General features: G+C 45.4%; 6 protein-coding genes. All 6 read left to right on the forward strand.

Translation table 11 applies throughout. The annotated features are described in order from the left end of the window. Nucleotides 1–37 precede the first annotated feature (37 nt). The 6 genes from QMG91_RS08245 to QMG91_RS08270 all read left to right on the forward strand — a co-directional run bounded on the left by QMG91_RS08245 (nucleotide 38) and on the right by QMG91_RS08270 (nucleotide 11,430). A complete protein-coding gene (locus QMG91_RS08245; protein WP_281830220.1) occupies nucleotides 38–4,879 on the forward strand; it encodes an NAD-glutamate dehydrogenase in 4,842 nt (1,613 codons plus the stop codon). A 45-nt stretch (nucleotides 4,880–4,924) separates the two neighbouring features. Then, entirely contained in the window at nucleotides 4,925–5,935 is a 1,011-nt protein-coding gene (pyrD, locus tag QMG91_RS08250) for a quinone-dependent dihydroorotate dehydrogenase (RefSeq protein ID WP_281830222.1), read from the forward strand. 157 nt (nucleotides 5,936–6,092) lie between these two features. Further along, the gene (locus QMG91_RS08255) at nucleotides 6,093–6,635 is read left to right on the forward strand and encodes a cell division protein ZapC (RefSeq protein ID WP_281830223.1); all 543 of its coding nucleotides are present in this window, start codon (nucleotides 6,093–6,095) and stop codon (nucleotides 6,633–6,635) included. A gap of 522 nt (nucleotides 6,636–7,157) precedes the next feature. Next, entirely contained in the window at nucleotides 7,158–9,284 is a 2,127-nt protein-coding gene (rlmKL, locus tag QMG91_RS08260) for a bifunctional 23S rRNA (guanine(2069)-N(7))-methyltransferase RlmK/23S rRNA (guanine(2445)-N(2))-methyltransferase RlmL (RefSeq protein WP_281870229.1), read from the forward strand. A gap of 3 nt (nucleotides 9,285–9,287) precedes the next feature. Further along, nucleotides 9,288–9,539 carry a glutaredoxin family protein gene (locus QMG91_RS08265; RefSeq protein WP_080927975.1) on the forward strand — a complete coding sequence of 84 codons (252 nt, stop codon included), beginning with the start codon at nucleotides 9,288–9,290 and terminating at the stop codon, nucleotides 9,537–9,539. Further along, nucleotides 9,517–11,430 carry an ABC transporter ATP-binding protein gene (locus QMG91_RS08270; RefSeq protein ID WP_281830230.1) on the forward strand — a complete coding sequence of 638 codons (1,914 nt, stop codon included), beginning with the start codon at nucleotides 9,517–9,519 and terminating at the stop codon, nucleotides 11,428–11,430. Before QMG91_RS08265 ends, QMG91_RS08270 begins: the two co-directional genes overlap by 23 nt. Nucleotide 11,431 lies beyond the last annotated feature (1 nt).

The following is an 11,431-nucleotide window of genomic DNA, read 5'->3' on the forward strand; positions in this document are numbered from 1 at the left end:
ATAACCCTACAAAAAATTCTAAGATTGGAGCGTTAATATGACCGCACGAGAAAACGTTGTGCCGGTTCTTCTTGAAAAAGTTTACAAACTGATTCAAGACAAACTCGAGCTTGCCCACCAACCTTTAGTGACAAAACTTGCTCAACACCTGTTTAGTACCATAGGTCAGGAAGACCTGGTGCAAAGGAATGAGTCCGATCTCTACGGTGCCGTTGTCAGCCTTTGGCATCACATCAGTGAGAAACAGGCGAAGGATATTTCGGTAAGAGTATTTAACCCTACGGTAAGCCGACATGGATGGAAGTCTACCCATACGATCGTTGAAATTGTGGTACCTGATAGCCCATTCCTAGTGGACTCGGTGAAAATGGCGTTAGCTCGCTTAGATCTTTCCAGTCACTTAATGCTCCATGGTCCCACTCGAATTGCTCGCGATAAAAACAATAACATCAAAGGCGTAAACGAAAAGTCAGGAGACAGCCTGTCTCTTTTCCATATCGAAGTCGATATGCTGGCAGACAAAGCCAAGATGACAGATCTGAAAAATGAACTTGTCTCTATTCTGACGGATACTGGTTTAGTGGTTGCGGATTGGAAACCAATGGCAACGAAACTGAACCAGGTAATTAAAGAAATTGAAGATCAACGCGTTGCGCTTCCGGTAGAAAAAGAGCGCGTTGATGAAACCATTGCGTTCTTAAAGTGGTTAGGCAATCACAACTTCACCTTTATGGGATACAAGGAGTACGACCTTGTTGCCGTAGAAGGGGATCATGAGCTGCGCCCAACTGAAGAAAAAGGGTTGGGCATATTCTCTGTCGATAGCCGGGTGCGCGCTGTGAAACTTTCGGATCTTGCTGACTCGGCGAGACTGGAAGCCAAAAAGCCTTACTTACTGATCGTCACCAAAGGTAATACCGCATCCCACATTCACCGTCCAGCCTATACCGATTACATCGGTATCAAGAAGATTGGTAAGAATGGCAAAGTGATCGGTGAACACAGATTTACTGGTCTTTATACGTCGGCAGTATATAACCAGAGCGTGGCGAACATTCCTCTGATTCGTGACAAAGCGAACCGTATTCTTGAGTCAAGCGGCTACTTGCAAGGGGCGTACTCTTACAAAGCACTTCATAATATTTTGGAAAACTTCCCGCGTGACGAACTGCTTCAGGCAACTGAGCAAGAATTGCTGCAAGTGGGGTCGGGTGTTGTGCAAATGCAAGATCGTGATTTGCTAAGACTCTTCATTCGCAAAGACCCATTTGGTCGTTTCTTTAGCTGCATGGTTTACGTGACTAAAGAGCGATACAACACTCAGCTTCGCCGTCAGACTCAACGCATTCTTGGTCAGTACCTGAATTCCGATCAAGAAGTAGAGTTCACCACTTATTTCTCTGAAAGCCCACTGGCGAGAACGCATTACATTGTTCACGTTAAGAACAACAACATCGATATTGATGTCAAAGAGATAGAGCAGAACCTTATGGAAGTATCTTCATCCTGGGATGACCGACTACAAGAAGCGATCATTGCCAACACTGGTGAAAGCACAGGTTTGCCATTATCCAAAGAGTATCTGCGAGCTTTCCCTCGTTCTTATAAAGAAGCTATGCTACCAGGCTCTGCAGTGGCAGATATTGAACGCCTTGAAGCATTGGATACACCAGAAGACTTGGGCATGCTTTTCTACCGTCCTCAGGAAGAAAGCCATGACTCAAAAGCGGTACACCTTAAGTTGTACCATCGCGAACAACCTATTCATTTATCTGATGTTCTTCCAATGTTGGAAAACCTCGGATTGCGTGTCATTGGTGAAGCACCGTATGAAGTTCGCAAGTCTAATGGGGTGACATACTGGATCTTAGATTTCTCAATGTTGCTGGCTTCTAATGTATCCGTCGATCTTCGCGAAGCACGTGATCGTTTCCAACAAGCGTTTGCCGACATCTGGTCTGGTACGCTAGAAAGCGATGGCTTCAACCGATTGGTATTGGGTGCAGGTTTGACCGGGCGTGAAGTAACGATTCTTCGAAGCTATGCGCGCTATATGCGTCAAGTCGGGTTCCCGTTCAGTCAGAGCTACATTGAAGAGACGCTCGCGCATCACCCTAATATTGCAAAAGGGCTGGTGGATCTGTTTAGCAAACGCTTTGAACCTAAGTTCAAGGGGGCGAAGAAGAACCAGACTGAGCTGATCAACAAGATCAACGAGCAGTTAGATGCGGTTGAAAGCTTAGATGATGATCGTATCATTCGCCGTTACATGGATATGATCCTTGCAACGCTTCGTACTAACTACTACCAAAAAGCGGACAATGGGCTGCCAAAACCTTGGCTGGCTCTTAAGCTTAAGCCGACGGAAATTCCGGAAATCCCACAACCTGTTCCTGCGTTTGAGATTTTCGTTTATGCCCCAGACATCGAAGGTGTTCACCTACGTGGCGGTAAAGTGGCACGTGGTGGCTTGCGTTGGTCAGACCGACAAGAAGATTTCCGTACAGAAATTTTAGGATTGGTGAAAGCGCAGCAAGTTAAGAACACGGTTATCGTTCCAGTTGGTGCAAAAGGTGGTTTCATCTGTAAACGCCAACCAAACCTAACGACTCGTGATGAGATATTTACGGAAGGTCAGCGTTGCTACAAGCAATTCATTCGTGCATTGCTAGACGTTTCTGACAACATTATTGAAGGTAATGTCGTATACCCAGACAGTGTGGTCCGCCATGATGAAGACGATGCTTACCTGGTTGTTGCGGCAGATAAAGGTACAGCAACATTCTCTGACCTTGCCAATTCGGTTGCAGATGAATACAACTTCTGGCTGGGTGACGCGTTTGCTTCTGGCGGATCTAACGGTTACGACCACAAAGCCATGGGTATCACCGCGAAAGGTGGCTGGGAGTCGGTGAAACGTCACTTCCGGGAAATGGGCGTTAACTGTCAGACAACAGATTTCACCTGTATTGCCGTTGGTGATATGGCGGGTGACGTGTTTGGTAACGGCATGCTGCTTTCTAAGCATATTCGTTTGCAGGCAGCGTTTAACCATCTGCACATCTTTATCGATCCAAATCCAGATTCAGCCAAGAGCTGGAAAGAGCGTGATCGCTTGTTCAAACTTCCTCGTTCAAGCTGGGAAGACTACAACAAGAAGCTTATTTCTAAAGGCGGCGGCATTTTCTCCCGCCGAGCGAAGTCTATCGACCTGACACCAGAAATTCAGAAAATGCTGGGTACACGTAAGAGTTCGATGGCACCGAATGACCTGATCAAAGCGATCTTGCAGATGGAAGTTGATCTGTTCTGGAACGGTGGTATCGGTACTTACGTCAAAGCGTCCAGTGAAACTCATACCGATGTAGGTGATCGCGCTAACGATGCATTGCGCATTGATGGTCGTGACATGAAAGCCAAAGTCGTCGGTGAGGGCGGTAACTTGGGTATGACTCAATTGGGTCGTATTGAATACGCGCTTAATGGTGGTCGAGTCAATACCGACTTCGTTGATAACGTTGGTGGTGTGGACTGTTCAGATAACGAAGTGAACATTAAGATCTTCCTGAATAGTCTGGTTGCAAACGGTGATCTGACGGTTAAACAACGTAACCAGATCTTGGATAAGATGGAAGACGAAGTGTCTGAAATCGTATTGAAAGATGCGTACTGGCAGTCCGAGTCCATTTCGGTCAGTGAGCAGCAAGGTCCTTCTTTGGTGAAAGAGCAAATTCGCTTTATTCACACTATGGAGAGAGCAGGCTATCTTGACCGTGCACTGGAATACATTCCAGATGACGATACTTTGCTTGAGCGTGAAAAAATGGGTCAGGCACTGACGCGTCCTGAGTTATCAGTATTAGTTGCTTACGGCAAAATGGTGCTGAAAGAGCAGTTGGTGTGTGATGAAATCTCGCAAGACGAATTCCATGCTCAGCAATTGGTTAGCTACTTCCCGTCTGAGTTACGCCGTAACTATTTAGATCAGATGGTTAACCACCCATTGAAAGCCGAAATCATCGCAACTTGCCTTGCAAACCAGATGGTTAACGAGATGGGTTGCAACTTCATCACTCGAATGCAGGAAGAGACGGGCGCTTCAGTTGTTGATATTGCCAATGCTTATTCTGCTGCGCGTGAGATCTTCGAGCTTGGCGGCATAATGAAACAGATCCGCGATTTTGATAATACAGCGACAACGATCGCACAGTATGATCTGATGTATGCGATTCGCCGAATCCTTCGTCGCTTGAGCCGTTGGTTGCTAAGAAACCGTTCGAATAAGTCGACAGTGAAAGAGTTGGTTGCTTTGTACCACGATGATGTTCAGGCAATCATGAAGAATCTGGATACGCTTCTGGTAGAAGAAGAAGTGAAAGAGCACAACGATCTTGCTGACCTGTGGATCGCGCAGGGCATTGATCGTTCAGTAGCGAACTATGTTGCTCGCTTATCTAGTCTCTACTCAGCACTGGATATATCCTCAGTAGCTCGCGAGCAGGGTAAAACAGTGGAAGAAGCCGCGAAAATGTACTTCACATTGGGCGATCGTCTTTCATTACACTGGTTCCTTAAACAAATCACCAATCAGGCAGTCGAAAATAACTGGCAAGCGTTGGCAAGAGCGTCATTCCGAGAGGATCTCGATTGGCAACAGCGTTTGTTAACCGCACAAGTACTTAACTGTGATTGCAGTTCTGGAAAAGTGAAAGTAGACAAAGCATTGGATGAATGGATGGAGAACAATAAATCGTCGTTGGTTCGTTGGGAAAACATTCTAAACGAGTTTAAGGTCGGTTCTGTCCATGAATTCGCTAAATTTTCCGTCGCTCTGAGAGAATTAACGTTATTAAATTTGAATTGTGCTTCAAATGAGTAAATAATACAGCCCCGTTTAACGGGGCTTTTTTCTTTCGGAGGCACAATGCTTTACCGTCTAGCCAGAACTGGCTTTTTCCAACTCGATGCCGAAAAGGCACACGATCTCGCTATCGAAAACTTCAAACGTTTCAACGGCACACCTTTCGATCTTTTCTATCGTCAGCAACTTCCTAATCGTCCAGTCGAATGCATGGGACTTACTTTTAAAAATCCAGTCGGTTTAGCGGCAGGTCTGGATAAAAATGGTGAGTGTATTGATGCGTTTGGTGCGATGGGTTTTGGTTTTGTTGAAGTTGGAACGGTCACACCACGTCCACAACCTGGAAACGACAAACCTCGTTTGTTCCGTTTGGTTGAAGCTGAAGGCATCATTAACCGAATGGGCTTTAACAACATGGGGGTTGATCACCTTGTTGAAAATGTGAAGAAGTCAACTTACGATGGAATCATCGGAATCAACATAGGTAAGAATAAAGATACGCCGATCGAAAAGGGAAGTGAAGACTACCTGATTTGTATGGAAAAAGTGTATCAGTACGCGGGCTACATTGCTGTGAACATTTCCTCACCAAATACTCCGGGACTTCGTTCGTTGCAATACGGTGAAGCATTGGACGAATTGCTTTCGGATCTGAAATCCAAGCAAGCGGAACTGGAAATCAAACATGGTAAGTATGTACCGCTAGCTCTGAAAATTGCTCCGGACCTAAGCGATGATGAAATCGTACAAATTTGTGATTCGCTATTGAAGAATAAAATCGATGGTGTAATTGCAACTAATACCACACTTGACCGTTCTATTGTTGATGGGATGAAACACGCAAATGAAGCGGGTGGTTTAAGTGGTCGTCCTGTTCAGTCTCGAAGCACAGAAGTTGTTCGCAAGTTACACGAAGAGTTAGGCGACAAACTGCCAATCATTGGTGTGGGTGGTATCGACTCGTACGTTGCAGCCAAAGAAAAACTTATGGCTGGTGCGTCTTTGGTGCAAGTATATTCTGGCTTTATCTATAAAGGTCCTGGTCTGGTCAGAGATATAGTGAAAAACTTATAAATTTTCTTCTGAAAATCACATCATATTCACAAAAATGAAAGGGGAGTTTTCCCCTTTTTTTTGTCGATCGCTTTGTAGAATAAATGAGTAAATGGATTTTAGTGAAGTAGGCTGAAATCTAACTTACTGATCACTATAAAGATTAAAGAGACAGGACATGTTGAAACCAAGCGACAACTGGAAGTGGTACTTTGATAACGAAGTAAGCGCCCTGGTATTAGGGCTTGATGGAGACATGGCCTTCAAAGTAGAAATTCCTCAAAAATTTCTGGTGGATTGTGCATTTAAAGACAGCGAGTTTTCTGTCGACGACGCATCCGTATTCCAGCAATTCAAGGAATCTGTAAGCACTTTGCCTCTGAGTGAGCCTAGACAAGCTCAACTTATTCTTAATTGTGTTGCCACAAATCGTTTTCATAAACCTGTTCAACCTAAGAGCTGGTTCTTCGATCACCAAGGTGGGGGATACGCTCCTTCACAAGGCGAGCTGGTCCACTTGAAGAATGAGTTGAACAGCGGTCTGTTTATGGTGGTTGAAGTTTGCGACAACGCGAGTGTCTGTGCTTCGGTAGAGTTAGATGGATTCCAGTTGACGTCTTCGAAATCCTTAAGTTTTTGTCAGTCTGTCAAAGTCATGCATGACCGCATAGCTAGGGCAGAAGTATTCGACAACTATGCGCCAATAGCTCTGGTAGGCTAAAACGCGTTTTTACATCCCTAATGAAATCGTTCCTTTGAGCTGCTGGCATTGCCAACAGCTCTTTTTTTGCTTGCTCACCACCAACCGTTCGTTACAAATACCTATCTAGTTCTTCATCAAGTTGAGTAAAAATTGAGCTCAAATTTGAGAACTTTGAACCGCATCAAATATTTTTTTCCTTCCATATTTCCTCAAATCTGGGGATTAACGTTCGATTTTTCATCTAAAAATTCCCATTTTAAGCCTGAATGTAGTTAACTTTCAGCTCTCAATTAGTTCTGGTATATACCAAAAAACACTCGAATAAGTATTCACTATCTAAACGACCCTTTATTTAACGTCAACTATATTGTCACTAAGTACTTACCAACTTAATTAGCGTAGTATTATGTTATGGCTCGCTGGTTTTTGATGGAAAAGTGGTCAATTGAATGGATGGGGAGAATAATTCGTCATAATGGGTTCGGCCTGCCAAGTTAGGTCAGGTATAATTGAGCTCATTTTTGTTATTAAAAGACCAGTATGAATCAGTATTTAGCCGTCACTTCTAACGGACTTGAAAACCTGCTTGTTGACGAACTTAAAACGCTAGGGATTAGCGATCCAAAACCTGTACAGGCAGGTGTGAAATTCAAAGCAACCAATGCTCAAATTTACCGCGTCTGTTTATGGAGTAGGTTAGCTTCGAGATTCGTTCGCATACTTGCTGAATTCAATTGTCAGGACGACATGGATTTATACCTGTCTGTGACCGCTGTGAATTGGGCTTCTCACTTTGATAGCAACAAGACGTTTGTTGTGGATTTCAATGGTACAAATAGAGAGATTCGCAACAGTCAGTATGGTGCGTTAAAAGTTAAAGACGGAATCGTTGATTCCTTTAACAAGAAAAACCTTTCTCGTCCGTCGATCCGCAAAGATCAACCAGATCTTCGTGTTCATGTGCGTCTATTCAAAGACAAAGCGCTGGTGGGCTTCGATATGGTGGGATCCGGCTTGCATCACAGAGGTTATCGTACTGAGTCTGGTCGTGCCCCTTTACGTGAAACGCTCGCGGCGGCAATTATCTCGCGTTGTGGTTGGGAGCAAGGCATGCCTTTGCTAGACCCTATGTGTGGCTCGGGAACATTACTGATTGAAGCCGCAATGATTGCTGCCAATATGGCACCTGGTGTTCACCGCAAATACTGGTGTTTTGAATCACTGAAAGACTTTGAACCGGAAACGTGGGCTGAGATCAAATCTGAAGCGAATGTACAAGCGCGCAGAGGCACCAAAAAGGTGGAATCTAAGTTTTATGGCTTTGATAACGATACCCGCGTTCTGAAAACAGCGCGTGAAAATGCGAAACGTGCGGGTGTAGAGTCTCTGATTCACTTCGAGAAAGGAGATGCGGCTCAGATCAAGCGCCCGGGATCGTTTGATAACGGCGTGATTGTCTCTAACCCGCCGTATGGTGAGCGTTTGGGTACTCACCCAGGTCTAATCGCACTTTACACAGCCTTTGGTGGTCAACTTAAGACTGAATTCGGAGGTTGCAAAGCGTCCATCTTCTCCTCTTCAGATGAATTACTGAGTTGTTTGCGAATGAGAGCTGACAAGCAGTTCAAATTGAATAACGGTGCGTTACAGTGTCACCAAAAAAATTATAGCATCTCAGACCGTGCGCCGGGTGATACAGCTAAAGCAGCAGACAGCGAGACTCTGATTGCGCCTGATTTCGCAAACCGCCTTAAGAAAAACCTGGGTAAGCTAGGTAAGTGGGCGCGTAAAGAAAAACTGGACTGCTATCGTGTCTACGATGCGGATCTACCTGAATACAACGCAGCGATCGATATCTATCAGGATCATGTTGTGATTCAGGAGTATGCTGCCCCTAAGAACATTCCTGAAGAGAAAACCAAACGTCGTCTAACCGATATGATCCGCGCAACCATTCAGGTTACAGGCGTGGAGGCAAACAACGTTGTTCTTAAAGTCCGAGAGAAGAAGAAAGGCAGCAGCCAGTATCAGAAGCTGAGTCAGGATTCGGAGTTCATGCAGGTAACCGAGTATGGCGTAGAACTACTGGTAAACCTCCACGACTATCTCGATACCGGGTTGTTCCTGGATCACAAGCTTACACGTCGCAAACTAGGTCAGATGGCAGGGGGTAAGGATTTCCTTAATCTTTTTGCTTATACCGGCTCTGCAACCGTTCATGCCGCTTGTGGTGGAGCAAAATCTACAACAACTGTCGACATGTCGAAAACCTATCTCGAATGGGCTCAGGAGAACCTGAACATCAATGGCGTGGGTGGCAACGAGCACGAATTCATTCAGGCGGACTGTCTGCAGTGGTTAGAGCAGGCGGAAGAAGACTTTGATCTGATATTCATCGATCCGCCAACGTTCTCTAACTCTAAGCGCATGGAGCAGTCATTCGATGTTCAGCGTGATCATATTCAATTAATGAAAAACCTAAAGCGTCTGTTACGTGGTAACGGAACCATCGTTTTTTCAAACAACAAGCGTCATTTCAAAATGGATGTGGACGCACTCAACGAACTTGGGTTAAGGGCTGAAAACATTTCTTCGCAGACCTTGCCACTGGATTTCGCGCGTAACAAGCACATTCACAATTGCTGGATCATCACTCATCAAGGATAAGGTGTGATAACTCTCTACAGCACAGAAGGATGCCATCTCTGTGAGATGGCATATGACCTTCTTAAACAGGCTGGGGTAACCAGCCATGTTGAAATCATCGATATCGCATTCGACGAAGAGTTATTTCAACGTTACGGGGTCACAATTCCTGTCATTTCTGTTTCTGAATCAGGCGAATCTGAGTTAGGTTGGCCTTTTGATTTACCACAATTACAACAATGGTTAGACAAACATGGCATTAATCACCATTCATAATGGTCAGCTGGCTTTTGGCGACCACCCATTACTGGATCATGCAGACTTTGCATTGCAAGAAAACGAACGTGTTTGTCTGGTTGGTCGTAACGGGGCAGGCAAGTCAACACTAATGAAGGTGTTGGCGGGCGACATTCTTCTCGACGATGGCAAGATGCAGGTTACTCAAGACGTAGTGGTATCACGCCTTGAACAAGATCCGCCGCGCAACGAAACAGGTACAGTTTTCGATTATGTGTCTGAAGGCTTAGCTGAAGTGGGTAAGCAACTTAAGATCTACCAGGATTTGCTCGATCTGGTTGCTAAGGACCCAAGTGAAAAGAACATCAACAAGCTTGCGAAGACGCAGGAATCCCTTGAACACTCTGGTGCCTGGCGATTCGAAGACCGTATTCAGAACGTTCTGGCGGCGTTAAAGCTTGATGGGCACACTCTACTCACCGATTTATCGGGCGGATGGCAGCGCAAAGCTGCTCTGGCGAGGGCTCTGGTTTGTGATCCAGACGTACTGCTTTTAGATGAGCCTACCAACCACCTAGACGTTACCACCATTGAGTGGCTTGAAGGTTTCCTGAAGGATTTTCGTGGTTCTATCATCTTTATTTCGCACGACCGCGCGTTTATTAAGTCGATGGCAACGCGAATTGTTGATCTTGACCGTGGGCAGCTTGCCAGCTTCCCGGGTGACTATGAGAATTATCTGGTCGAAAAAGAAGAGATGCTCCGTGTTGAAGAAATGCAGAATGCAGAATTCGATAAAAAACTGGCGCAGGAAGAAGTTTGGATACGTCAGGGCATTAAAGCGCGACGCACACGTAACGAAGGGCGTGTCAGAGCGTTAAAAGCGCTTCGCAAAGAGCGAAGTGAACGCCGAGAAGTGCAGGGCAAAGCCAATATTCAGATTGACGATGCAGCTCGTTCAGGAAAAATCGTATTTGAAGCCCAAAACGTCAACTTTAACTTTGAAGGCAACAAGATCGTTGATGATTTCAGCTTCAACATCATGCGCGGCGACCGAATTGCTTTGATTGGTCCAAACGGTTGTGGCAAGAGTACGGTGCTTAAGTTGCTGCTAGGGGACTTAGAACCCGAATCCGGACGTCTTCATTGTGGTACTAAGTTAGAAGTTGCGTATTTTGACCAGTATCGTGAAATCCTGGATCCAGAGAAGTCGGTTATCGACAACTTGGCTGATGGCAAACAAGAAGTGATGGTGGGTGGCAGGCAACGACATGCATTAAGCTACCTGCAAGATTTCCTTTTCTCACCAAAGCGTGCCCGGACTCCGGTGAAAGCTTTGTCCGGGGGCGAAAAAAACCGCTTATTACTGGCTCGCATTTTCCTGCGTCCGAACAACTTATTGGTGCTAGATGAACCAACTAACGACCTGGATATAGAAACTCTGGAACTTTTGGAAGATTTGCTTGCCAACTATCAGGGTACATTGTTGTTAGTCAGCCACGATCGTCAGTTTGTGGACAACACAGTGATGACCAGTTGGATTTTCGAAGGTAACGGCAAAATAGAAGAGTTTGTTGGTGGCTATCACGATGCCCAGCAACAACGTCTGCAAGTTAAAGCGGTCCGAGAGGTTGAAAAACCAGCAGTAAAAGATAAACAGGTTGAGGAAAGTCCCAAAAAGTCTCAGGCTCGTAACAAGCCTAAGAAGTTATCGTATAAGCTACAGCGAGAGCTTGAAGCCTTACCGCAACGACTAGAAGATCTGGAACAAGAGATCGAAGATTTGCAGGCAAACGTTAACGATCCTGACTTTTTCGCCAAGTCAGTGGATGAGACTCAGCCTGTACTGGATAGATTGTCCGCTGCGGAACAGGAATTAGAAATTGCCTTTGAGCGCTGGGAAGAGCTCGAAGCGATGCAACAGGAATAAG

This window comes from Vibrio nigripulchritudo, from assembly GCF_027924785.1.
GTDB classification, from domain to species: Bacteria; Pseudomonadota; Gammaproteobacteria; order Enterobacterales; family Vibrionaceae; genus Vibrio; species Vibrio nigripulchritudo.

What these genes read in the sequence shown, in the direction of transcription:
- QMG91_RS08245 (WP_281830220.1), top strand. Translation starts at nt 38, where the DNA reads ATGACCGCACGAGAAAACGTTGTGCCGGTTCTTCTTGAAAAAGTTTAC.
- pyrD (WP_281830222.1), top strand. Translation starts at nt 4,925, where the DNA reads ATGCTTTACCGTCTAGCCAGAACTGGCTTTTTCCAACTCGATGCCGAA.
- QMG91_RS08255 (WP_281830223.1), top strand. Translation starts at nt 6,093, where the DNA reads ATGTTGAAACCAAGCGACAACTGGAAGTGGTACTTTGATAACGAAGTA.
- rlmKL (WP_281870229.1), top strand. Translation starts at nt 7,158, where the DNA reads ATGAATCAGTATTTAGCCGTCACTTCTAACGGACTTGAAAACCTGCTT.
- QMG91_RS08270 (WP_281830230.1), top strand. Translation starts at nt 9,517, where the DNA reads ATGGCATTAATCACCATTCATAATGGTCAGCTGGCTTTTGGCGACCAC.